Below are 22,722 nucleotides of genomic sequence, written 5' to 3'. Positions count from 1 at the left end.
TCAAAACCCTCCTTAAAAATGAATTACTTTATCAATCCCCTCCATCACTCTAGCGGGAGTAGGTAGATAATGCTCTTCTAAAGTAAAGAATGGAACAGGAACATCAAAACCTGTAATTCGCTCAACAGGTGCTCGCAAATATAAGAATGAGGTATCGTTAATAATAGATACGATGTCATTACCTAACCCACCTGTAGGATGAGCTTCATGAATGATTACTGCTCTAGTTGTTTTTTGCACAGATTTGGCGATTGTTTCCCTATCTAATGGATAAAGCGTACGTAAATCTATTACTTCGCAATGTATTCCTTTTTTTCCTGCAAGCTCTGCAGCTTTTTGAGCGATTGAAACCATTGCTCCCCAAGCAATAAGGGTTACATCTGCCCCTTCCTGGACTACCTTCGCCTTTCCGATTTCCACTTTATATTTATTTATTGGTACATCCTCTCTCACTGATCGATAGTTCTTCATCGGCTCTAAGACAAGAACTGGGTCAGGATCTTCCATTGCAGCTATTAACAATCCCTTTGCATCATATGGACTGGAAGGACAGACTACCTTAATACCTGGCATATGAGTAAATAAGATTTCGGTGCTGTCCGAATGTATTTCGGGTGCACGTATCCCTGCTCCATAAGGGGCACGAATAACCATTGGCACTGTAAAACGAGACATAGACCTCATCCGAATTCTCGAAGCATGTGTCATGATTTGCTCATATGCTGGATAAATAAACCCTAAAAACTGAATTTCAGCTATTGGTCTAAATCCATTAACAGCTAATCCAATAGAAGTACCTATTATTCCTGATTCAGAAAGAGGAGTGTCGATTACTCGATCAGCACCGAACCTTTCTTGGAGTCCCTCAGTAGCTCGAAAAACCCCACCATTTTTACCCACGTCTTCACCAAGCACAAGTGTAGATTCGTCCTCCTCTAGTAGAACCCGCATCCCATCGTTTATCGCCTGGATTAATGTCATTTGCTTTGTTGTCTCTTGTGAAGCACTTGATTGTTTTAACTGGGTCATTGATCATTGCCTCCCTAAATATGCAAGATACGCATCTTTTTGTTCGGTTAGCTGAGCAGGCATATCAGCAAATACATGGTTGAAAACATCCTCTACGTTAGGAGGTGGGAAATTTTCCATTTCTTCTACAGCTGCATCTATTTCATTACTAATCTCCTCAGTAGTAGCTTGCAACCATTCTTCATTCCAGTAACCGTAGTTTTTCATAAATAACTCTAGTCTTAAAAGGGGATCCACAATATGGTCTCCCATGGTAGCAGCTCTATATTTGGATGGGTCATCTGCAGTCGTATGGGCACCTTTTCTCCATGTGACAGCCTCTATTAAGGTAGGACCATCCCCTGCTCTTGCTTTCTCTACTGCTTTAAGCGTTTCAAAATATACAGCAAGGCTATCATTTCCATCTACTCTAACACCTGTCATTCCATAAGCCACTGCTTTTTGCGCAATGGTTTCTGAATTCATCTGCTTTTCGGTAGGAACAGAAATTGCAAAGCCATTGTTTTGATTGAAAAAGATAGCAGGTACTTTAAAGACGCTAGCAAAGTTTAAGCCCTCATGGAAATCTCCCTCGGATGTAGCACCATCACCAAAATAAGCGATTGCTATATTTTTTGTGCCCTTTCTTTTTTCTGCCCAGGCTGCTCCAGCTGCATGGGGAAGCTGAGTAGCTATTGGTACAGCAGGAGGGAATATGTTTCTATTCTTTGGGGATAAGCATCCCTCTATTCTTCCGTTCCAGTATAAAAAGGTTCTCGCCATACTCTTACCAAAAGTTAAAGTTGCCCCATGATCGCGATAGGTCGGAAAAACCCAGTCATCTTCCGTTAATGCAAGCGCGCTACCAACCTGAGCTGCCTCTTGCCCCTCAAATGGTGCATAGGTTCCTAATCGACCTTGTCTCTGTAGGTTAATAGCCTTCCGGTCGAACGTTCGAATGCGGAGCATGTGAAAATAAAGTTCCTTGACTAAGCTTTCCTCAATTTGTTCTTTGAATTGTTCATCTATTAGTGTACCTTCATCATCCATTATTCTTTTTAGAGGATAATTATGCTTCACTTAGCTTCCCTCCAAACGACTTATTTGCGAATACTCCACTTTGGCTTTAATGGTGCTGAATAGAAGTTATTGCGAGCTTTTCTGTTCTTAATACGCTTTTCACACATCGTATTTGCTGCTTCTTCCGTTGTATTTCCGGTTAGGGAAGCCTCCTTATATACCTCTAATAAGGTATGATATATCTGCTTCGTTTTAGCTAGAACTCGCTCATGGTTAAAGCCATATAGCTCATCAGCTACTTGAATCAGACCGCCTGCATTGACGATATAGTCCGGTGCGTATAGTATTCCTTTTTCTCTGAGCATTCTTCCATGTCGATCTGCTAGTAATTGATTGTTGGCAGAACCTACTATAGCCTTTACTCTCAACTTAGGAATCGTCATATCATTTATAATTCCTCCATGTGCACAAGGAATAAAAACGTCGGCATCAGTAGAGTAAATTTCATCATTCGATACAATCTTTACGTTTCCCTTTAAATTTGCTGAAATCTGCTGAATGGAATGAAGGCTTTCGTCATTTATATCAGCTACAAAAAGGTTCGCGCCAGCTTCTAGTAAACTAACAGCAACTTTATATCCTACTTTTCCTAGTCCTTGAATTGCATAGCTTTTCGTTCCGAGTTCTTCATCTCCAAACAGTGTTTGATTTGTAGCTTTTAATCCATTTATAACTCCAGCTGCTGTTGGGATCGATGAATCCCCTCCACCGCCATAAGCCTCAGGTAGTCCATTAATGAAATTAGTTTCCTTCATCGCATGTATGAAATCTTCCATCGTCGTGCCCATGTCTGTACCTGTGTAAAAACGGCCGCCAAGTGAATTGACAAATTGACCAAATGCTCTGAATAGCTCCGGTGATTTATCCTTTTTAGGATCACCAATAATGACTGCTTTTCCTCCCCCAAAGTCCACATCTGCTGCTGCACACTTATACGTCATACCTTTTGAAAGCCTTAGAACATCCTCGAGCGCATCTTCCACACTATTATAAGGTTGCATTCGACATCCACCGAGAGCTGGACCAAGGGTCGTATTATGGATAGCGATAATCGCTCGTAGGCCAGTAGTGGGATCATTACAAAATACAACCTGCTCATGAGAAGCCATTCGATCGAAAAGCTCAAATTCTTTTGTCATTGATAATCTTTCAGCTAGCATTAGATCAATTCCTCCTTAGGAAATTTCAGTGTACATTCTTACGCTGTAGCCTCGTTCCATTTTGTTTTTATTGTAGCCTTTGGCAAAATAACCTGAGTTACCTCACCCAGACCGATAACTCCAGCTTGACTCTCAGCTACCACTTTTGTTATTACTTTATTGTCTCGAAGCTCTGTAACAGTAGCAGTTAAAGTAACCAGACTTCCATAAGGAGCGGGTGAAACATGCTTGATCTTAACTGCAGCTCCCATTCCCTCTTGTTCAGCGCTTAAAAAAGGTAAAATTATTTTCCTAGAAACCCATTCCATATGATATGTCATACTCACCGTCGAATAGACAGGGTGTACTACTTCTCCTTCAAATGCAGCAAACATCAATTCTGTAACTGTGATTTGAATGGTCTCTTTACTCCCAATCTCTAAGCCTTCTAACATATAACTCACCTACTTTAATCATTTAGTTTTTAAAGAACACACATCACACTATTAGAAGCGCTTACAAGTAGATGAAATGAATTACTCCTTTCTTTTATCGAGCAAGCAGGAGAAATTTCGTTAAATATTTACAAATATCATATATCATTTTATATATTATTACAATATTTTATCAGAATTTATTTTATTATCAGAATATATTTTTGATATTATGTTCTACTCTACTAATAGGAAGCATATAAATCTCACTATTTTCTATATTTAGTTCGTATCTTGACAAAATAACTGTATAAATTGTTTCAGTAATTTTTAAATAATCTATCTATTTATTGATTTCATATATTAAATGATATACAATTCGATTATTATGAAAACTAATATGAATAAACGCCAATATGCTTACAAAGTTATTCGTACAAGAATAGTAGATGGTACTTACGCACCTGGTCAACGAATCATTATCAATCAAATTGCAAAGGAGGTCGGCTCTAGTCATATTCCCGTCAGGGAAGCAATTCATCAGCTCGAATCAGAAAAGCTTCTTGAATTTAAACCTAATATTGGAGCAATCGTCAAAGGAATTGACAATCAACTATATAAGGAATCATTGGAAGTACTCGCTTTACTTGAGGGCTATGCTACGGCTATTAGCGCCACAAGCATTACAGCTGATGGTATTACAAAGTTAAAAGAAATTAACCGAGAAATGAAAATTATGCTTGATAACTATGAATTAGATAAACTAGGAGCACTTAATAGAGAATTCCATTTTCATATTTACTCCTTTTGTCCAAACGAATTACTAATAAAAAATATTGAAGAAACATGGGGTCGACTAGATATAGTGAGACAGGCTGGGTTTACGTTTTATCCTAAGAGAACCCCCCTATCCATTGAAGAGCATGAGACCCTTATACAATTACTAGAGGATAAGGCGAGCAGTTCTTCAATCGAGCAATATGCTAGAAATCACAAACTAAAAACGCTTGATGCCTTTAAAATGAGAAGTTAAATTCGCTGACCGGAGGTGGTCTTCGTTTTTAGCTTTCTTTTTTTAATTGTCTAATTTCTATTAAATCATTATGAAGTTTTTGTTCTGCTTCGATCATCATTCTCTTGAACAAATCATCTACTGAAGGTAGATCATCCAACAAACCAGCTATTTGGCCACTGTTTAAAAAACCACTTTCTAGGTCTCCCTCTATCGCTCCTTTTTTATGGTGCTCCTCCGTCGTACTTTTTAAATAATCATCGATAGTCAGCCCCTGTTTTTCTCGGTCAATCAACCGACTCGCATAAGGAGTATTTAACACTCTCCGAATTCTACCAACACTTCGCCCAAGCAATATCGTATCTAAATCACTAGCTTGAATTACTCTTTTTTTATACATTTCATGAAAGGGCGCATCTTTCGTCGCCACTAGCCTTGTTCCTAGCTGCACCCCACTAGCACCTAGGGATAGTGCGGCCGCCAATCCTTTCCCATCACCAATTCCTCCTGCCGCAATAACAGGTATCCTCACATGTTTTACTAGCTGAGGAATTAACGTGAAAGTGGTCAATTCAAGACTAGAATTAATACCTGCTGCTTCAAAACCTTCACCAACTATCATATCTGCCCCTGCTTGTTCTGATTTTAGCGCCTGTTTTACAGAAGCGACAACCGTCATCACTTTAATCCCGTTTGCTTGTAAAATAGGAATATAGGGTGCTGGGTTTCCAGCCGATAAAGATACAATCGGTACTTCGTGTTTTATAACAAGTTCTATCAGTTCTTCTACAAATGATGAAACATTAATGGCAATATTAATAGCAAATCTTTTTTCGGTTATCTCTTTTGTTTCTAGTATGATTTGTTCCACTTCTTTGGGTGTCATCGTACCACAACCAATTGTACCTAAACCACCAGCTTCAGACACTGCAGCTGTAAGCTGAGCGTTACTTATGTTTCCCATCCCTCCCTGAATGATTGGATAGGAAATACCTAACAACTTACAAACGTATATCATTTTTTATCCACCCCTATAAAAATATGTTATATTATAATTAGTAGAATGACAATTGCTAATATTTAAAAAGGAGGAAATTATTTGATTATTTCATTCAAAGGAAAGTCACCAAGTATAAGTGATAACGCAATGGTTGCTCCAGGAGCGAAGATTATTGGCGATGTACGAGTGGGTGAGGAATCCACTATATGGTTTAACGCTGTTTTACGTGGTGATGAGGCACCAATAACGATTGGTAATAGATGTAGCATACAGGACAATTCAACGATTCACTTGTATGAAAATGCTCCAGTTATTATAGAAGATGAAGTGACTGTAGGACATAATGTCATTCTACATGGCTGCAGGATTGGTAAACGGTCCATTATTGGAATGGGATCTACTATTTTAGACCATTCAGAGATTGGTGAGGAATGTATCGTAGGAGCTAACACCCTAGTACCATCAGCTAAAAAATTTCCTCCTCGTTCATTAATCGTCGGCTCCCCTGGAAAGGTTGTGAGGGAGCTTAACGATAAGGATCTTGAGCTTATACAACTATCAATTGATACTTATGTACAAAAAGGGTACGATTACCGAGAAATTTTTGAAGACACCCTGTCAGTTAAAACTGCAGATTAGTCTAAGAACAAGACTTAGTTAAAAATAATCAAAGTCACTAAGAGCTTGGAGATACAGTTCCCAGCTCTTTTTATGTGTATCATTAAATATTTGTCTACATTTATCAGTGAAGGGATTTTCAGTTTAAAATGTAAATGGTGTTCTAAATAAAATGGTTTCCATTTTTTATAGACACCCGAACTTGAAAGCGACAAATTTATTGCAAACAAGAAAAGCGGAATCGCCTGTCACTGCCCCAACAGGCAAATGGGAAAAAGCGAGGAGGCAGTTCCTCAGCCACCGGAGCTTTTATCCATTTGACCCCGAGGGGCAAGGCGATGAAGCTGGACATCAAGAAAAGCGGAATCGCCTGTCACTGCCCCGACAGGCAAATGGAGAAAAGCGAGGAGGCAGTTCCTCAGCCACCGGAGCTTTTATCCATTTGACCCCGAGGGGCAAGGCGATGAAGCTGGACATCAATTTACCCACAGGTTCATAACTTTATAATTTCCTAAACAACTAAAAAAGACACCATTTGGCATGGTGTCTCCATCATATTATATCCCATCAAAAAGATTTCCTATCGCTCTACCAATACCTCGAAGTATCCAAAAAACAAAACGAATTGGCAGTATAATAATATCAGCTAAAGTGAAAAAAAAATCAAAATAACTCCACTTTGATACTTGGACTTTATTCTTTTTTCTTTTAATGCTTACCTCTTTTTTACGCTTCCACCATTCCATCATCTAAGTAAACCTCCATTTTGTATTCATATACTTACGAATAACTGTTAAAGAAGTTTCTACTATTTATTTATTTATTAGAAATAACACTACTCCTAGAGTTCCTTTAATAGAGGATGGTAATTAACATCATATTCTTCATCTCTTCTTTTCAAATCATTATCCTCTTGGAAAACACCCTCAAAAAATTCACTTGCTAATGGTGCAAGTAATTTATAGTATTGCTCGAACAAAAGAGCAGCATGATTTCCGTTCCAGATCTCTGGCAATAGCTCCTTCGGAAGACCAGGATCAATAAAAAGAAACTTTCGGTATTCATGGACTAACCTTGTTCGTTCTACAAAACAGTCTGCAGAGGACATTTTATTATCATTTATCATACTTTGATGCACAATATACTGATGACTATAAGCTGTTATAAATTCTTTATACTTTGCTTCTATATCAATAAGTGGCCAGCTTTTTTCAACTAAAGCTTGGTTCTCTTTTGGACCTTTATAGTCAGATACAAAAAAGTCTACATACTCATGTATTTCATATTTATCTATTAATAATTTTACTTCTTTTTCTAGATTATTCGGAGAGATCCAGCATCCACTAGAAAAACTTCCAAAACCACTCCAAAGCAGCTCTTTTCGCAGCTCATCTCTTATTTGTCTTTTTTCCTCGGGAATTGTGTACATTAACATACGCCATTTCCCATCCCATTCGTTAGGCATAAGCTTAAATATTCGATTTGCCGCTTCTTCCATTCTTACTTTGCCTCGATTAGTTAGATAATAATAGCTTTTATTACCTTGTTTTTCAGACTCAAGCCAACCTTGTTTCATCATTCTAGAAACTGCTACGCGTACGGATTGCTCATTATGTCCGAATTCCTTGAGTAGGCGAATCAGACTTCCAATCCATATTTTATTGCCGTAGTGCCTTATATAATCACCATAAACAGTGAAGATCATTGACTGTGTATTAGACATGTTATTAATCACTCATTTCTATTTTACCTAATTAATAATATATCACTTTTTCAGAATTTTTTCTTTAATTTGTTATAAGAGTATACTAATTATTTCCCTGAAAATAATTTAATTTTCTGAATTAGTCATTCTTGGAGAATCAGTACTAGCTGTATCAACACGTTAAAAATAAATGCCATTATATTAACACAGAAAAACAATTTATCTTCTAAATAGTAATTCGATTTGATTGACGATATATTCTGAGCTATGCTCCGTACCTTCTTCCAACCACCATTCAATCACCCCAAACATTGCAGAAGCAAGTATATCCAGTGAGACACGTTCTGGCCCATCTAATACTTGTCTTGTTGTTCTCCGCGCTTTGATAAATGACTTTATTTCTTTATGCATTTTGCGCTTAAAACGGTCTTCTTTAAATAAAACGGAGAACATGATGCGATGGTTATAGAAATAGTCTAAATATGATAATAACTGAGTTCGTTCATTCGAGCTTTCTAATAGGAGTAAGGGTTTTAACTTTTCTTCTAAATCTGAAAATATGTCCTTCACTAGATCTTTTAATAAGTCATTTAAATCTACGAAATGTAAATAAAATGTTGCTCGATTCAATTCGGCCTTGTCTGCCACTTTTTTAACCGTCAGCGCTTGAAGGTCAGTTTTTTCGTTCAACAATGCTACTAATGCCTCTTTAAGCATCCTCTGAGATCGCATTGCTCGTGGATCTTTTTTAGTTGTAGACATATTTTAATCACTCCATCTATTATCTGTAACTTCTTTGACACTATGTCTATTATTGTAGTTTAAACCACATTATTATGTAAACTGTTTATGTCATTTCATAAAAATAGTTGGTATAATCAACTTCATTGACACGGTGTCGATTAAGTCAAATAGGAAGGATTTTTGTATGCCTACTAATATAAATAAGAAAGTATTAATGACAGTTTTAATCATAGGATGTTTTTTATCAACATTAAATCAAACTCTATTAAATGTTGCGCTTAGTAGTTTAATGGACGTTTTTAAAGTATCCCCAAGTACAGTACAATGGCTAGCGACAGGATTTATGTTAGTAAATGGTATACTTATACCAATTACAGCTTATTTAATGAAGCGCTTCTCCACCAGACAGCTATTTATAAGCTCAATGACCCTTTTGCTGTTGGGCACCATTTTTTGCGCACTTGCTCCGAACTTTAGTATTCTTCTAACTGGTCGAATGATTCAAGCAGCTGGAGCTGGAATAATCATGCCGTTAATGATGAGTATTGTTATGTTCATATATCCACCTGAAAAACGTGGAAGTGCAATGGGCTTAATCGGTTTTGCTATTATCTTCGCTCCAGCCATTGCTCCTACATTGGCTGGATTTATACTTGAATACTTTTCATGGCGCTGGCTATTTATTGGTTTATTGCCTTTTGTCGTATTTATTATCGTACTTGCACTTAAATACTTGATCAATATATCTGATCAGGAAACCGCTCATCTAGATTGTCTAAGTGTTATATTATCTACACTTGGATTTGGATTTTTACTTTACGGTTTTAGTAGCGCAGGCAGTCAAGGCTGGACTAATCCAATTATTATAAGCTCTATCGTTGCTGGAATAGTCATTACTTACATTTTCTGCATGCGTCAATTACGATCAGAGGATCCGTTGCTCAATTTAAATGTCTTTACAAATAAGACATTCACTATGACATCCATAATTAATGTGCTTGTTACGATGATTATGTATGCAGATATGATTTTACTGCCCATTTACTTGCAGGACGGTAGAGGCTTTACAGCTCTTGATGCTGGGTTATTATTATTACCAGGAGCGTTAGTTAACGCTTTCATGTCACCGGTTACAGGAAAACTATACGATAAGTATGGTGCCAAACCATTGTTTATAACTGGATTGTTATTCATTATTCCAAGCATGTGGATCGTAACAGATTTAAATGATTCGACGTCCTTTACATTTTTAATGATCCGAACGATTTTCTTGCGTATTGGGCTAAGCTTCATCACGATGCCACTAAATACAGCTGGGCTAAATGCCTTGCCTAAGTTGCTTATAACACATGGTACTGCAGTTAACAATACGGTTCGTCAGCTTGCTGGCTCGATTGGAACAGCAGTTGTTGTTACTATTTTCACGGTTCAGTCATTAAAGCATACCGAAAATATCTCGAAGGAAATCCCTACAGCTGGTATCGATCAGCTTAAAGCGTTAGCATCCATTTACGGTTCAAGCGATGCCTATATTTTCATGACTATACTATCCATACTGGCGTTACTTATCACCGTATTTTATCCTAACAGACAAAAGAGCGTTCCAACTAAATAATCTGGTAGTTTAATGTAGCCAAAAGACCTCGCAGATATCTCTACGAGGTCTTTTGGCTTTCGGCTATTCTTTTTCTTTATTTATTAACTAAGAATTACTGTATATTTTCAAATACTGCAGCTATACCTTGACCTACGCCTACACACATAGTGGCAAGACCGAATCTCACTTCTCTTCTCCTCATCTCATATAGAAGTGTAGTCACTATCCTTGCTCCGCTAGCACCTAACGGATGTCCGAGAGCGATTGCACCACCATTCACATTTACAATTGTTGGGTCGAGTTCTAATTCCCGAATGCAAGCCAACGACTGTGAAGCAAATGCCTCATTTAATTCGACTAAGCCAATTTCTTCTTTTAAAACTCCTGCGCGCTTAAGTACTTTGTTAGTTGCATATACAGGTCCTATTCCCATTACACCAGGCTCTACACCAGCAGTAGCGGATGCAATATACCTCGCTATAGGCTTTAAACCTAATTCCTTCGCTTTGTCTGCGCTCATTAGAAGCAAGCCTGCTGCTCCATCATTTACACCAGACGCATTTCCAGCTGTTACAGTCCCTCCTTTAAAAATAGGAGGAAGGTTGTTCAGCTTTTCCAAGCTTGTTTCTGGTCTCGGATGCTCATCAGTATCAATGATCACTTCCTGACCCTTTTGATTTGTATACTTCACTGGTATTATTTCGTTCAAGAAGCGATTTTCAGCCATTGCTTTTTTAGCTCTTTGCTGACTTTCAAAGGAATAGAGGTCCTGATCTTCTCTAGTTATTTTATATTTCTCGGCAACGTTCTCAGCTGTTTTAGGCATCGAATCGGTACCATACTTTTCTTCTAACAATGGATTTATAAATCTCCATCCAATTGTCGTATCTATAAGCTCCATATTCCCTCGGGGAAATTCTTTCATAGGCTTTGCCATTACATAAGGGGCACGAGTCATGCTCTCTGTTCCACCAGCTATGTATATATCGCCTTCGCCAACTGCTATGGCTCGAGCGGCATAAACGATAGCATCTAAGCCAGAACCACAAAGTCTGTTTATTGTCGTGCCTCCAACCTCTATTGGAAGACCAGAAAGTAATGCGGACATTCTTGCCACATTACGATTATCCTCCCCTGCTTGGTTTGCATTACCTAGGACAACCTCTTCTATTTGGTCCACTGGAACGCGTTCGTTTCTTTCAAGAAGTCCCTTAATAACCATGGCAGCCAAATCGTCGGGTCTAATACTTTTTAAAGACCCATTATATCTCCCGATAGGAGTACGAACCGCATCGACTATTACAACCTCTTTCATCTTCACTCCTCCTCACTGGTATAGATGTATACTCCCTTGCCTGTCTTCCTTCCAAGACGCCCAGCCTTGACGTATTGTTCAAGGAGGGGGGCAGGTCGATATTTTTCACCAAGCTTTTCATGTAAATATTTTAAATTGTTCAGTCTAGTATCTAAACCAACGAGATCTCCTAGCTCAAACGGACCCATCGGATAATTCAAGCCGAGCTTAATCGCCTTATCAATTTCCTCTGGCGTACCGATTCCTTCCTGAAGCATATAGAACGCTTCGTTGCCAACCAAAGCACTGATTCGACTAGTTATGAAGCCTGGAAATTCTTTAACTACTACCGTTTCCTTTCCCATTTGCTCAGCAACCTGTTTAATAGCAGCAACTGTTTCATCACTCGTCTCAAGCCCTCTTACAATCTCTACTAATGGCATTTTATGTACCGGATTAAAAAAGTGCATGGCAATTGTTTTATCCGGACGATTAGAAAAGGAAGCAACTTCCGTAGGACTCATGGTAGACGTATTAGTAGCAAAGTAACATTTAGCCGGAGCATGCAATTCTAATGCTTCAAAGACGGATTTCTTAATCGCTAGTTGCTCAGGCACAGCTTCTATAACTAAGTCAGCAGTTTCCGCTGCAAAAGAAAGATTTTGTTCATACCTCAGCTTGTTTAAAGACTTTTCCGCCATATCAGAAGTTATCTTTTGTCGTTTAATACCTTTTTCAAATAAGCTCTCAATTTCTTTTTTAGCATGTTCTAAGGCAGTAGATTTTGTGTCCACCACCGTTACGGCAAAACCAGAAAGTGCTGCTACGTAAGCAATGCCTCGCCCCATTACCCCAGAACCCACAACAACTATGCAGTTAATCAATATAAGCACCTCCATATTTTTTATTACTATACTAAAAAAGGACAGGAACCACTCTAGCTCCTGTCCTGTTATTTTATAGTCCTAAAGGGTTCAAAGGACGGCTACCATAATATGATAAAATACTCTTCGTTTCTGAGTATAAATCTAATGTTTCAATACAAAGCTCTCGGCCAAAGCCTGACTGCTTATAGCCACCAAACGGAGTGCCTGGAAATGCAGAAAACGGACAATTTACCATTACAATTCCCGCTTTTATTTGATTAGCTACTCTTGTTGCTCTTGCTCCGTCTTTAGACCAAACCGCAGAGCCAAGACCAAAAGTAGTATCATTAGCTAGCTTAATAGCTTCTTTTTCATCTTTAAACTTCATTACCACCACAACAGGTCCAAAAATTTCTTCCTTAACTATGTTCATGTCGTGATTCACATTAGTAATGATCGTCGGCTCAAACCAGAATCCTTTTTCATATCCTTTAGGAGAACATTTATGACCTCCAGCTAGAATCTCTGCTCCGTCCTTAATTGCCGACTGAACATATCCATTTATAGTGTCCAGCTGGGTTTGATCTATAATTGCCCCAACATGTGTCCCTTTATCAAAAGGGTTTCCTAATTGAAGCCTTTTTGTCTTTTCTACAAACTTACTCATAAATTCATCATAGATATCCTCTTGGACATACAATCGAGAACGAGCTTCACAGGATTGACCTGAGTTATAGAAAATACCAAACAACGAGCCATCTACTGCTGCATCAATATCGGCATCAGAAAATACTATACTCGGAGACTTCCCGCCTAGTTCAAGAGTTACTCGCTTTAAGCTTTCAGATGCCTTCCCCATAATATCCTTACCAATAGGCGTGGACCCAGTAAAAGCAACCTTATCCACTTGGGAATGCTCTACTAAATAGTTACCTATATCCGACCCTGACCCTGGAATGACGTTAACAACTCCGGCTGGCACGCCTGCCTCTAGGCAAATTTCACCCAGTACAATGGCAGTGAGAGGAGTTAAAGATGCTGGTTTTACAATAACCGAGCAGCCAACAGCAATTGCAGGAGCAACCTTCCAGGCAGCCATCATCAGTGGGTAGTTCCACGGTATGATTTGTGCACATACGCCAACGGGTTCCTTTTCGGTGTAGTTGTGAAACTGACCGGGTACGTTATTAACCGTCCCTCTATGACCAACAATGGCCCCTGCATAAAACTCAAAATCCTCTATCGCCTGTGTTACTTGGCCCTGAGCGGCGTTTAGTGATTTTCCTGTATCTAAAATTTCTAGCTCTACTAGTTCATTAAACCGAGATCGCATGATGGCAGCTATTTTATTTAACACTTGTGCTCTTCGACCAACGGGATACATTTTCCACTTTCCATGATCAAATGAATGACGGGCAGCTGCTATTGCCTTTTCTGCATCCTCTTTTGAAGCCTTTGCAACTTCTGCCACTAACTCGCCCGTTGCCGGATTGTAGGTTTTTATCGTTTCGCCACTCGACCCTTTCATTTTTTCTCCATCTATTATTAAATGATAAAATTCTCTTTTCATAGATTCTTTTTCCGTTTTGTCGTCTTTAACAGTTGTCAAAATATCCACTCCTTATTTTCCTGTGAAAACAGGTTTTCTTTTTTGTAAGAAGGCTTCAACACCTTCATGGTGATCAGTTGTTAGACCGGCAATACGCTGCGTTTGTGCCTCTAATTCTAAGTAATCTTCTAACCTCATGTCTGAAACCGCTTTCAAATTTTGTTTTATAAGAGCAATGGCTTTTGTTGGTAGAGATACAAGATGCTCAGCAAATTTAGTTACTTCGGTTTCCCAGCTTTCCATAGGTATTATCTGGTTTGCTAAACCTAGCTCTTTTGCTTTTTGTGCCGTAACCTTCTCACCTAATATAGATAGCTCTAACGTTTTCGCATGCCCTATTAGTTTAGTTAAGTAATACAGGTTCCCACAATCAGGTACAAGTCCCACATGTATAAAGGCGTTGATCAGGCTAGCCTTATCAGAAATCACCCTGAAGTCACATGCCAACGCCAGACTAAACCCTGCTCCTGCAGCAACTCCATTTACAGCAGCTACTATCGGCTTTTCACATTGCCGTAACTGGAGAAGCATTGGATAATAGGACTCTCTGAGTAGATTACCATGATCCATCTGATCATCAACTTCAGCTAAATCCTGTCCTGAACAGAAGGCTCTTCCCTCTCCAGTTAACACGATGCATCGTACTTCCTCGTTAGATGATGCCGATTTAAAGATAGTCTTAAGCTGTCGATTCATTTGTGAGTTAAAAGCATTTAGCTTATCTGGTCTGTTAAGGGTAATCCACGCTACTCCATTTTTCACTTCAAACTTAATCGTCTCATACATACGCTCAACACCTCGCTATTTCCCTTGATAGTTCGGTTTTCTTTTTTCCATAAATGCATTCATTCCCTCTTTTTGATCCTCGGTACCAAATAGCAAATAAAAGTTTTTTCTTTCATATTGCATACCTTCATGGAGAGAATAATCTACCGCCTTGTTAACAGAATCCTTTATGAGACGGAGAGAAATAGGCGGTTGTTTAGCAAGCTTCTGGGCCAGCCTCATAGTTTCTTCCATAAGTAGCTCGCTCGCTACTACTTTGTTGATAATGCCATGGTCGAGAGCCGTGGCTGCTAGGATTCTTTCCCCGGTCCAAAGCCATTCTAGCGCTTTTGTTTTACCGACTAGCTTCGTCAATCTCTGGGTTCCACCAGCGCCTGGCATTACACCAAGTCCTACCTCCGGGAATGAAAACTCCGTTCCTGTGGCAGCTATCAAGAGATCACAAGCAAGTGCAAGCTCAAAGCCTCCACCAAAGACAAATCCTTTGACTGCTCCAATAATTGGCTTTTTAACAGTAGCTATACGATCCCAATCAGAAAATTGATTTAGTAATTCAAGACTGATTGGATCGTCCTCCATCATTTCCTCAATATCAGCACCAGCCGAGAATGCCCTGCCTCTTCCTGTTATTACTATTACTCGAACTTCTTTTTCGCTTTCCAATGCCAACAGTGCATCTATTATCTCTCTAACCATTTTTCTATTTAGAGAATTGAGACGATCAGGACGATTTAATTCGATTAACCCGATTTGATCTTTAACGCTTGTTTCAATAAAGTTGAAGACCATTTAAGCATCCTCGCCTATCATTAGCGTAACTAAGTCTCCTGCAAATCCCATTAAATCCTTTCCTGAAGCCCTTCCTTCCGTTGATTTTAATCCAGCTTTCAAGGAATCCATATCATCATAGATCATTTCACACATTAAATAATATTCCGACTCTCCCCCCATTGGAGATCCCGTAAATTTAGTTACTTTCATTTCTCGTAAACCTGGGATTTTTTGTGTAATGGGAGCGTGGACATTAAAATAGTGTTCATCAAATTCCTTTTTGTTTTCTGGTTGCTTATACATCGCGACTAATTTAGCCATTCATAATCCTCCTTTACATAATCGTAGATATTGGTTTCATTGCTTCAAATACATTTTTACAGCTTTTACAGTACAGAATGCTTCTGCAAGCTGTTGGACCAAAGAGATTCTCTAAAGTTGTATATGTGGACCCACAATAAGCACAGTCCACCTGCCACACATCTTCTCCTTCCTTAAATATAGGAGGAGGCGCTATGCCAAACTTCCTTAGATTTACATGTCCTTGTTTTGTTATCCTTTCCGAAGTCCAGGGCGGATGAAAAATAAAATCTACCTCCACTCCCAGTACACCTGGTATTCGCTCAATTGCAGTCCTAGTATTGCCTTTAATAATTTCTAACGCAGGACAGCCTAAAAAGGTAGGCAATAAATGGATCTGAACTTTCCCACCATCTATCTTTATCTCCTCCACCATACCAAGATCCATAATACTTACCGAGTCTATCTCTGGATCCATTACTTCATAAAGGGCATTGATCACTAAATCCTTTAAAACTATTAAACTTTGGGTCACTCTTGTCACCTCTTTTCATTTGAGCCTTACCAGGAAGCCGCCGGATCCATCCTATATACCTCTGAAAGAGTTTCAATCGCCTCATCTAAGTCCTTCAAATGCATTCCATTGCGACCGTTTTTATTGGGGACAGTGGAGATATTTGGTTTAGCAAGCTGAAGAAATTCAAAAGTAGGAGCTACGCTTTGTAGCCATCTTTCCATTAATACATTCTCTGGTTCTATTAACTGATGCTTTTCTATAATCTCCTTGTCTGCTCCATAGGAGAAAAAATCAGCAAAGTCATCACTTACTAGCATTATTGCATCTGTCATTTTCTTTTTAGCTAAGTCGGTTGAATTCAATAATTGCTTAAACCATGTTTCCCAATGTAAACGGTGGTAGTAAATTTCCATCTTTACCTTTTTAGCAATTTCAGCCAAAGGAATATATGAACTAGCGCACAAGGAATCGACTTTAACCTTTTTGGCAGTAATATAAAAATAGCTTCTGACTACTTGTAAAGCCCAGTCATATTGTGGAATTTCCATGTAAGAGCCTTTTCCGTTGGCTCTTTCCGTCAGTATGCTATTCTTTCTTTTACTGGATTCCCTCAGATGAGCAAGATCATCAGCATTCCCCAACCCCAATTCTTCAAGTAGGTTGTAATACATGACGGCATGCCCCATACTATCCTGGCTAATGGATGAGGAAGCGACGTCCTCTTCTATATGAGGAGCGAGGCCTAGCCACTCTGATCCACGATACGCATACATAAAATCGTCATCTGCTAACTGAAACAGCAAGCTGGCTATAGCTTCCTTATGTTCCTTGCTCATCTCAACAGTCATTTCCGATCCCCTCCCCAAGATAGTATTTCTTTTTCATCTAATATCTGCTGCTCATAGTGTCGCCATTTTTTCTTTAGGTACCCGTAGCCCTTTGTCGTTCGATAATCCTTGTTGTCTAGTCTTGTTAACGTTTCCTTCTCCTCCAGGTCAAGCTTACGGATATGCTTGCGATTGACGATCCATATGTCAGCTACCGGTTCTCGTCTCATAAAGTTTTCTTGAGCCATTATAAAAGCCATATCTTCATTCGGAGCGAGTAAACTAAATTGATGTAAAAAAGCTGAGCTTGGGGTTCGTTTGCTAAATATTTCATATTCTTGATAAAAATTTTCTTCTTTCATATTAGCTACTCCTTTCTTAGCTTACTGTCGCACTAAGTGCATCCCGGACCCATGCATTATTTTCATATGAGATTCTTCTTAAATTTAGGCGCGCCTCTGATCTAGGACCACCGTTTTTAATAATTTTCTTAAATTCATTCCAATCAGGCTGCTGGTATATCCACGTATTTGTAGATTTATCGAATGTTAAGGTTGGGTCAGGAACAGTCAGCCCCAAGGATAAAATTCTAGGGATGTATTTATCAAAAAAGATTTGTCTAAATTCTTCATTTGTTTTCGTTCTTATTTTGTATTTAATCGTTAAATCCTGTTTAGAGGAGCCTGTAGTTTCCTTAGATGCGGGGCCAAAGAACATAAGGAGGGGCTCCCACCAACGATTAAGGGCTTCTTGAATCATCTCTTTTTGTTTGCTTGTACCTTCAGCGAGAGCCATGATAATCGATTCCCCATGCTGCGCGTGAAACACCTCTTCGGCACAAATTCGCTGCAACGCTCTTGAATACGGACCATACGAGGCACCCAGCATATTTGTCTGAGTGATGATAGCCGCTCCATCTACTAGCCAGCCGATAATCCCTGCATCTGCCCAAGTTTTTGTCCCCATATGAAAGACATTGTGGAACTTAAGATCTCCTTTAAAGAGATCCTGCATCAAATCAGCCCTATTTTTCCCATAAGGCTTTAGCAAATCCTCTGTCACCCTAAGTAACAGCTGACCATGACCCATTTCATCTTGCACTTTCGCCATAATACCTAACTTTCTAGATAGAGAAGGAGCACGTGGCACCCATTCCTTCTCTGGCAGAGCCCCCATAATTTCACTCATCCCATGCATAGAGATCAATTTAATTAAGGTGACGCGATATTCCTCAGGCATCCAATCATCGGCTTCAATCTTGTCTCCCATTTCAATTCTTTCCATAAAACGATCCTTTTGCTGCTGTTCATCTTGTGAAGTTAGAAATACGCTCACTTACCTTCCTCCTTTATTTAAGCTATGCTTTTCTAAAATAACTCATAACACCATTAAAACGCCTTAACATAAAAGTTATATAATATGCTTTAGTCCCCAAATAAAGAATGCTCTAAAACTCATTAATTTTTCATAAAAAGTTACTATAGTAGTCTCTATTATTAATCAGTAATTTATATAACAAATATTATACGCATAACATAAATTTAGTGATACTTTTATTACAGATTAATAGTATCCGTGAAATTAGTCAACTAAAAATTCAGAAAATAACAATAAATATTGGACCATAATAGCAAGAATTAAGACGATTCCTTCTCCTATATTTGTTAAAGTAGACATAGGGCAATTACAAACGAAAAAAGTTATATGATATGATGAATAAAATTTACTGAAAAAGGGAGTGAAAATTCGTGGCTAAAGTAAACCTTTCTTTTGAGGAAATGTGGCAAAGGATTATATCTTGCGATCGGAATTATGATGGATGCTTTTATACAGCCGTAAAAACTACTAAAATTTATTGTAGGCCCTCCTGTAAATCCCGAAAACCCAAAAAGGAGAACGTACAGTTTTATAAAACTAAGACTGAGGCAGAGAATGCTGGTTTTCGAGCCTGTAAAAGATGCAAGCCTGATATAGAACTTGCGCCTCAAGAGGAGCTAGTAAGCGAAGTCATTTCTTTTCTGACCTGCAATTACAAGGAGGTAATTACGCTGGAGAGTCTCTCTTTACATATTGGAGTTAGTCCATTCCATCTGGAGCGAGTCTTTAAACATGTGACGTCCGAAAGTCCACGTACGTTTTTAGAAAAAGTTCGCGTAGAAAAAGCAATCCATTTATTGAAGAATACAGATAATACAAACCTAGAAATATCATTGAAAACAGGATTTAAAAGTACATCGACTTTCTATAAGGCTTTTAAAAATTCCTTACATACCTCTCCTAGTGAATATCGAAAACAATGGAGGAGTTCGCAAATATGAATGAAATATTAAAACCTGAGACACTAAATATACCTACACCTTCCGACTTTAGCTTCGAGGAATGTCTAGCTCATTTAATGAGATCTGAACAAGAAACAGTACATCAAGTAACAGATCATTCTATTTATAAGGCTATTAAAATTGATGACGATGAGCCCATTTTGTTTATAATTGACTGGAAACCTGATGCACTACATGTACGATTTCCATTTACTACACCTTCTGCTAAGCAGAAAGAGCAAACTGCTTCATTTATAATTGAATGGTTTGATCTAACTACGGATTTGAATGGGTTTTATGAGCTCGCTAAACATGATCCTATTTTAAGCCCGATCGTTCAAAACCACTATGGCTTACGTATCATGGGAATCCCTAATCTTTTTGAAGCATTAACCTGGGCCATTATCGGTCAACAAATAAATTTGACATTTGCCTATACTTTAAAAAAGCGATTAGTAGAAAAATACGGAGATTATGTAGAATATGAAGGTAAAAAATTCTACACATTTCCTTCCTTTGAAATGGTTGCTTCTTTAACAACAGATGATTTACGAGCCTTACAGTTTAGTACTAGAAAAGCAGAGTATATTATTGGTATTGCTCAGCTGATGCAAGGCGGAAAGTTAGACAAGGACATATTATTTAAACTAGAGACATTTGAACAAAAGCATTTGTATTTAACGACTATAAGAGGTATTGGACCTTGGACTGCAGACTATGTATTGATGAAAAGCCTACAAGAGTCCTCTGCTTTCCCTATTTCAGACGTTGGATTGCACAATGCCCTCAAAAAACAATTAAACCTTGACCGTAAACCTACGATGGACGAACTAAAAGAACTAGCCGACAGATGGAAAGGCTGGCAGGCATACGCTACATTTTATCTATGGAGGTCCTTATAATGTATCAAGTAGACTATCAATCACCCATTGGAGTATTAGAAATCTCTAGTACGAGCGAGGCTATTGATGCTATTCGCTTTACGGAGAGAAAAGAAGTAGAACGCGCGCTAGAGACCGATCATCCTCCTATACTCCATACTTGTATCGAGCAATTAAATGAGTATTTTTATGGAGACCGTATGGAATTTACCTTTCTCTATAACTATGAGGGCACTGAATTTCAGCAATCGGTTTGGCAAGCACTTACACAAGTTCCTTATGCGACAACTGCTACCTATAAGCATATAGCCGAAACGATTGGGAAAAATCGTGCGGTTAGAGCTGTAGGAAGTGCTAATAACAAAAACAGATTGCCCATTGTGATACCCTGTCATCGGATCATAAGCGTTGGAGGAAAGTTGACTGGTTACGCTGGAGGACTATGGAGGAAAGAATGGCTTTTACAGCATGAACGAGCTAAATTGCAAAATATAAAAACTACTTTATAAATATCTAAAGGAGCCCAGGAGAAATATCCGGTGCTCCTTCTAAGGGTTGATTTATGATGAAAAGAAATCTTAGATCAGAGAGTAGAATTGATTTCCGCCCCAGCCGGACGCTTTCCGCGGGGTGAGCGATAAGCCATCACCCATCGCTTACGCGCGTGGTTGTGATGTCTTATCTGTCTCCCTCATCCCGTAGGAGTCGCCGACTGGCGCTGCAATCAATAAATGGGAACCGCTTTAGCATCGATAAAGCGCTAACATATTTACTCACATAAACATAGCGAAAAACTGTCACCAACCCCAATTTCATCATCTATATATGTTCTTAATAGCTATTTGAAAGTTCCTTTGTTTACGTTTACAGTCACTATAAAAAGAATGGTTAGTCAAAATCAACCAATAACTTTAAAAAGCTTAAAAGATTATGGCGATTTCTTAATTCGTTTGAAAACATACATAATTACCAGTAATAAGCCTAAGGCGAGCAGACTAATATATATACTATTCATATTTGTTAAACTTTTGGGAGTTAACTGTTCTTCATCCTTGCTAGCAGTTGAGTCATTAAAAACTTGTTCAATTGGTTTTTCACCTTTTCCTAATTCAGATAGATCCTTATCTGCTAAAGACAACAGAGTAGTTTTGGAACAGTAATTCACTTGAATTTCTCCATTTGATTCATTTGCATATACTAAATACTCTTGATTCAATTCAAATTCGTAGCCACAACTTTCCGTATTTCTTACAGTATAAACTGTAATTGGTGACTGATTCAGCCCTTTCCAATATTCATTCACTTCAAAATGTACAGCAATAGGATCAGCAGAAGATTGTATGGACTTATTTTTGTTCTCATCTATTATTTCAACAACTTTTCCAGAAAAAACTGTGGAACTAAAATCTAATTCTTCTTTCACGGTGTTTGGCCCATCACATGAACAAGCATAACCTGTAACAGTGAAAAAATTAAAAAAAGGAAAAAAAGTTATTATAAACAACAAAACAATGTACTTAACTTTATTGTTAATTATAGAATTTATTTTCAGTTAACCTCCCCTTTAACACTGTTCAAGTGTACAATATATTACTGTTCTTCGTTATCAAGAAAAATAAAGTTACCATCAATAATATCCTGTAAATACTCGTCAAAGCTGTCTGCAATCACTTTGTATTCATCTGGATCGTGCAAAAATCGAACTATTTGACCGCTTACACCATCAGCTGAAGGGTTAAAGTCGATAAAGAGTCTTGATGTCCCACCGTTGTTCATACAGTCTGCAAAATGAATATATTTACCGGGTAGTAGTCCCTCTGGATTGATCTTAGTGTCAACAGCCTCCTCGTCATCTTGATATTCTAATAGATAGGAGACATCTTCTTCTTCCTTAGAACTATCGAGCATCTGTTGTGTAGATAGCAAATAATATGGATATTCGCCATCAGCAACATCAGCGCCTAAAATACAAACCGCAATTTCATTTTCTTTATATTCCCTCCAATATGTACCGTCTATATTTTCCAGTAAACAGATTAGTGATTCTGGACATTCTGGATATTCTGACCTGAGGGTATTGAGATCCTCTTTTGAAGCCCCATGTGCTGTATTTAATTCGTCGAGCTCAACTTTTGATAATGCTCCTCTTAAACTGATTAAAAATTCGTTAACCAAATTCATTATTTTTACCTCCTAAAAAAAATATTTGCAATCTC

Annotated in this window: 26 protein-coding genes; 6 read left to right on the top strand and 20 right to left on the bottom strand. The window is 38.4% G+C overall.

Annotated elements, in window-relative coordinates; translation table 11 throughout:
- Positions 1–12: 12 nt before the first annotated feature.
- The 4 genes from MKY09_RS09090 to MKY09_RS09075 are packed head-to-tail and all read right to left on the bottom strand — an operon-like array spanning position 13 to position 3,682.
- Positions 13–1,029: an alpha-ketoacid dehydrogenase subunit beta gene (locus MKY09_RS09090; protein ID WP_342568126.1), complete on the bottom strand. Its 1,017-nt coding sequence runs from the start codon at positions 1,027–1,029 to the stop codon at positions 13–15.
- A 3-nt stretch (positions 1,030–1,032) separates the two neighbouring features.
- Positions 1,033–2,088: a pyruvate dehydrogenase (acetyl-transferring) E1 component subunit alpha gene (gene pdhA, locus MKY09_RS09085; RefSeq protein WP_342568125.1), complete on the bottom strand. Its 1,056-nt coding sequence runs from the start codon at positions 2,086–2,088 to the stop codon at positions 1,033–1,035.
- A 20-nt stretch (positions 2,089–2,108) separates the two neighbouring features.
- Positions 2,109–3,248, bottom strand: coding sequence for a Glu/Leu/Phe/Val dehydrogenase (locus tag MKY09_RS09080; RefSeq protein ID WP_298471060.1), 1,140 nt, complete (start codon positions 3,246–3,248; stop codon positions 2,109–2,111).
- Positions 3,249–3,286: 38 nt separating this feature from the next.
- Positions 3,287–3,682, bottom strand: a complete 396-nt coding sequence (locus tag MKY09_RS09075; RefSeq protein ID WP_169358255.1) for a thioesterase — start codon at positions 3,680–3,682, stop codon at positions 3,287–3,289.
- 379 nt (positions 3,683–4,061) lie between these two features.
- On the opposite strand from MKY09_RS09075, the gene MKY09_RS09070 reads away from it, so the two are divergent.
- Entirely contained in the window at positions 4,062–4,694 is a 633-nt protein-coding gene (locus MKY09_RS09070) for a GntR family transcriptional regulator (RefSeq protein ID WP_298471061.1), read from the top strand.
- A 28-nt stretch (positions 4,695–4,722) separates the two neighbouring features.
- Here the strand turns inward: MKY09_RS09070 and MKY09_RS09065 are convergent, their stop codons facing one another.
- A complete protein-coding gene (locus MKY09_RS09065) occupies positions 4,723–5,691 on the bottom strand; it encodes a nitronate monooxygenase (protein WP_298471062.1) in 969 nt (322 codons plus the stop codon).
- Between the two features lie 81 nt (positions 5,692–5,772).
- Between MKY09_RS09065 and MKY09_RS09060 the strand changes: the two genes are divergently transcribed.
- Positions 5,773–6,312, top strand: coding sequence for a gamma carbonic anhydrase family protein (locus MKY09_RS09060; protein ID WP_342568124.1), 540 nt, complete (start codon positions 5,773–5,775; stop codon positions 6,310–6,312).
- A 536-nt stretch (positions 6,313–6,848) separates the two neighbouring features.
- On the opposite strand, the gene MKY09_RS09055 is transcribed toward MKY09_RS09060, so the two are convergent.
- The 3 genes from MKY09_RS09055 to MKY09_RS09045 all read right to left on the bottom strand — a co-directional run bounded on the left by MKY09_RS09055 (position 6,849) and on the right by MKY09_RS09045 (position 8,758).
- Complete coding sequence (locus MKY09_RS09055) at positions 6,849–7,040, bottom strand: hypothetical protein (RefSeq protein ID WP_298468366.1); 192 nt, start codon at positions 7,038–7,040, stop codon at positions 6,849–6,851.
- A gap of 92 nt (positions 7,041–7,132) precedes the next feature.
- Positions 7,133–8,014, bottom strand: a complete 882-nt coding sequence (gene paaX, locus MKY09_RS09050; protein ID WP_298468369.1) for a phenylacetic acid degradation operon negative regulatory protein PaaX — start codon at positions 8,012–8,014, stop codon at positions 7,133–7,135.
- 201 nt (positions 8,015–8,215) lie between these two features.
- A complete protein-coding gene (locus MKY09_RS09045; RefSeq protein WP_298468372.1) occupies positions 8,216–8,758 on the bottom strand; it encodes a TetR/AcrR family transcriptional regulator in 543 nt (180 codons plus the stop codon).
- A gap of 166 nt (positions 8,759–8,924) precedes the next feature.
- On the opposite strand from MKY09_RS09045, the gene MKY09_RS09040 reads away from it, so the two are divergent.
- A complete protein-coding gene (locus tag MKY09_RS09040; protein WP_298468375.1) occupies positions 8,925–10,355 on the top strand; it encodes a DHA2 family efflux MFS transporter permease subunit in 1,431 nt (476 codons plus the stop codon).
- A 94-nt stretch (positions 10,356–10,449) separates the two neighbouring features.
- Here MKY09_RS09040 and MKY09_RS09035 read toward each other — a convergent pair whose 3' ends face one another.
- From MKY09_RS09035 to paaA, 10 genes are all read right to left on the bottom strand, one after another.
- Entirely contained in the window at positions 10,450–11,652 is a 1,203-nt protein-coding gene (locus MKY09_RS09035) for an acetyl-CoA C-acyltransferase (protein WP_298468377.1), read from the bottom strand.
- 2 nt (positions 11,653–11,654) lie between these two features.
- A complete protein-coding gene (locus tag MKY09_RS09030; RefSeq protein ID WP_298468380.1) occupies positions 11,655–12,515 on the bottom strand; it encodes a 3-hydroxyacyl-CoA dehydrogenase in 861 nt (286 codons plus the stop codon).
- Positions 12,516–12,588: 73 nt separating this feature from the next.
- Positions 12,589–14,106, bottom strand: coding sequence for an aldehyde dehydrogenase family protein (locus MKY09_RS09025; RefSeq protein WP_342568123.1), 1,518 nt, complete (start codon positions 14,104–14,106; stop codon positions 12,589–12,591).
- Positions 14,107–14,118: 12 nt separating this feature from the next.
- Positions 14,119–14,892: an enoyl-CoA hydratase-related protein gene (locus tag MKY09_RS09020; RefSeq protein ID WP_342568122.1), complete on the bottom strand. Its 774-nt coding sequence runs from the start codon at positions 14,890–14,892 to the stop codon at positions 14,119–14,121.
- A gap of 15 nt (positions 14,893–14,907) precedes the next feature.
- A complete protein-coding gene (locus MKY09_RS09015) occupies positions 14,908–15,681 on the bottom strand; it encodes an enoyl-CoA hydratase-related protein (protein ID WP_342568121.1) in 774 nt (257 codons plus the stop codon).
- Entirely contained in the window at positions 15,682–15,984 is a 303-nt protein-coding gene (locus tag MKY09_RS09010) for an EthD family reductase (protein ID WP_169358242.1), read from the bottom strand.
- Between the two features lie 13 nt (positions 15,985–15,997).
- Positions 15,998–16,498, bottom strand: coding sequence for a 1,2-phenylacetyl-CoA epoxidase subunit PaaD (paaD, locus tag MKY09_RS09005; RefSeq protein WP_342568120.1), 501 nt, complete (start codon positions 16,496–16,498; stop codon positions 15,998–16,000).
- A 26-nt stretch (positions 16,499–16,524) separates the two neighbouring features.
- Entirely contained in the window at positions 16,525–17,328 is an 804-nt protein-coding gene (gene paaC / locus MKY09_RS09000) for a 1,2-phenylacetyl-CoA epoxidase subunit PaaC (protein WP_342568119.1), read from the bottom strand.
- Positions 17,325–17,669 (bottom strand): 1,2-phenylacetyl-CoA epoxidase subunit PaaB, encoded by a 345-nt coding sequence (gene paaB / locus MKY09_RS08995; protein WP_342568118.1) that lies wholly within the window; start codon positions 17,667–17,669, stop codon positions 17,325–17,327. Before paaB ends, paaC begins: the two co-directional genes overlap by 4 nt.
- A gap of 16 nt (positions 17,670–17,685) precedes the next feature.
- Positions 17,686–18,591: a 1,2-phenylacetyl-CoA epoxidase subunit PaaA gene (paaA, locus tag MKY09_RS08990; RefSeq protein WP_342568227.1), complete on the bottom strand. Its 906-nt coding sequence runs from the start codon at positions 18,589–18,591 to the stop codon at positions 17,686–17,688.
- 464 nt (positions 18,592–19,055) lie between these two features.
- Between paaA and MKY09_RS08985 the strand changes: the two genes are divergently transcribed.
- The 3 genes from MKY09_RS08985 to MKY09_RS08975 are packed head-to-tail and all read left to right on the top strand — an operon-like array spanning position 19,056 to position 21,015.
- Entirely contained in the window at positions 19,056–19,625 is a 570-nt protein-coding gene (locus tag MKY09_RS08985) for an Ada metal-binding domain-containing protein (RefSeq protein WP_342568117.1), read from the top strand.
- The gene (locus MKY09_RS08980) at positions 19,622–20,527 is read left to right on the top strand and encodes a DNA-3-methyladenine glycosylase (protein WP_342568116.1); all 906 of its coding nucleotides are present in this window, start codon (positions 19,622–19,624) and stop codon (positions 20,525–20,527) included. The genes MKY09_RS08985 and MKY09_RS08980 overlap by 4 nt, the downstream gene beginning before the upstream one ends.
- Complete coding sequence (locus MKY09_RS08975) at positions 20,527–21,015, top strand: methylated-DNA--[protein]-cysteine S-methyltransferase (protein WP_342568115.1); 489 nt, start codon at positions 20,527–20,529, stop codon at positions 21,013–21,015. Before MKY09_RS08980 ends, MKY09_RS08975 begins: the two co-directional genes overlap by 1 nt.
- 419 nt (positions 21,016–21,434) lie before the next feature.
- Here the strand turns inward: MKY09_RS08975 and MKY09_RS08970 are convergent, their stop codons facing one another.
- Both MKY09_RS08970 and MKY09_RS08965 read right to left on the bottom strand, forming a co-directional pair.
- Entirely contained in the window at positions 21,435–21,929 is a 495-nt protein-coding gene (locus MKY09_RS08970; protein WP_342568114.1) for a hypothetical protein, read from the bottom strand.
- Between the two features lie 167 nt (positions 21,930–22,096).
- On the bottom strand, positions 22,097–22,687 hold the full coding sequence (locus MKY09_RS08965; RefSeq protein WP_342568113.1) for an SMI1/KNR4 family protein: 591 nt from the start codon (positions 22,685–22,687) through the stop codon (positions 22,097–22,099).
- Positions 22,688–22,722: the final 35 nt, after the last annotated feature.

It is taken from the genome of Psychrobacillus sp. FSL K6-4046, from assembly GCF_038624605.1.
Lineage (GTDB): Bacteria > Bacillota > Bacilli > Bacillales_A > Planococcaceae > Psychrobacillus.
The sequence above is the reverse complement of the archived record's forward strand: the minus strand, read 5'-3'. Positions and strand labels throughout refer to the sequence as shown.

Bases quoted from the DNA above. Each gene is read 5' to 3' on its own strand.
- MKY09_RS09090 (WP_342568126.1), bottom strand. From the start codon at position 1,029: ATGACCCAGTTAAAACAATCAAGTGCTTCACAAGAGACAACAAAGCAA.
- MKY09_RS09080 (WP_298471060.1), bottom strand. From the start codon at position 3,248: ATGCTAGCTGAAAGATTATCAATGACAAAAGAATTTGAGCTTTTCGAT.
- MKY09_RS09075 (WP_169358255.1), bottom strand. From the start codon at position 3,682: ATGTTAGAAGGCTTAGAGATTGGGAGTAAAGAGACCATTCAAATCACA.
- MKY09_RS09070 (WP_298471061.1), top strand. From the start codon at position 4,062: ATGAATAAACGCCAATATGCTTACAAAGTTATTCGTACAAGAATAGTA.
- MKY09_RS09065 (WP_298471062.1), bottom strand. From the start codon at position 5,691: ATGATATACGTTTGTAAGTTGTTAGGTATTTCCTATCCAATCATTCAG.
- MKY09_RS09055 (WP_298468366.1), bottom strand. From the start codon at position 7,040: ATGATGGAATGGTGGAAGCGTAAAAAAGAGGTAAGCATTAAAAGAAAA.
- paaX (WP_298468369.1), bottom strand. From the start codon at position 8,014: ATGTCTAATACACAGTCAATGATCTTCACTGTTTATGGTGATTATATA.
- MKY09_RS09045 (WP_298468372.1), bottom strand. From the start codon at position 8,758: ATGTCTACAACTAAAAAAGATCCACGAGCAATGCGATCTCAGAGGATG.
- MKY09_RS09040 (WP_298468375.1), top strand. From the start codon at position 8,925: ATGCCTACTAATATAAATAAGAAAGTATTAATGACAGTTTTAATCATA.
- MKY09_RS09035 (WP_298468377.1), bottom strand. From the start codon at position 11,652: ATGAAAGAGGTTGTAATAGTCGATGCGGTTCGTACTCCTATCGGGAGA.
- MKY09_RS09020 (WP_342568122.1), bottom strand. From the start codon at position 14,892: ATGTATGAGACGATTAAGTTTGAAGTGAAAAATGGAGTAGCGTGGATT.
- MKY09_RS09015 (WP_342568121.1), bottom strand. From the start codon at position 15,681: ATGGTCTTCAACTTTATTGAAACAAGCGTTAAAGATCAAATCGGGTTA.
- MKY09_RS09010 (WP_169358242.1), bottom strand. From the start codon at position 15,984: ATGGCTAAATTAGTCGCGATGTATAAGCAACCAGAAAACAAAAAGGAA.
- paaC (WP_342568119.1), bottom strand. From the start codon at position 17,328: ATGACTGTTGAGATGAGCAAGGAACATAAGGAAGCTATAGCCAGCTTG.
- paaB (WP_342568118.1), bottom strand. From the start codon at position 17,669: ATGAAAGAAGAAAATTTTTATCAAGAATATGAAATATTTAGCAAACGA.
- paaA (WP_342568227.1), bottom strand. From the start codon at position 18,591: ATGGAAAGAATTGAAATGGGAGACAAGATTGAAGCCGATGATTGGATG.
- MKY09_RS08980 (WP_342568116.1), top strand. From the start codon at position 19,622: ATGAATGAAATATTAAAACCTGAGACACTAAATATACCTACACCTTCC.
- MKY09_RS08975 (WP_342568115.1), top strand. From the start codon at position 20,527: ATGTATCAAGTAGACTATCAATCACCCATTGGAGTATTAGAAATCTCT.
- MKY09_RS08965 (WP_342568113.1), bottom strand. From the start codon at position 22,687: ATGAATTTGGTTAACGAATTTTTAATCAGTTTAAGAGGAGCATTATCA.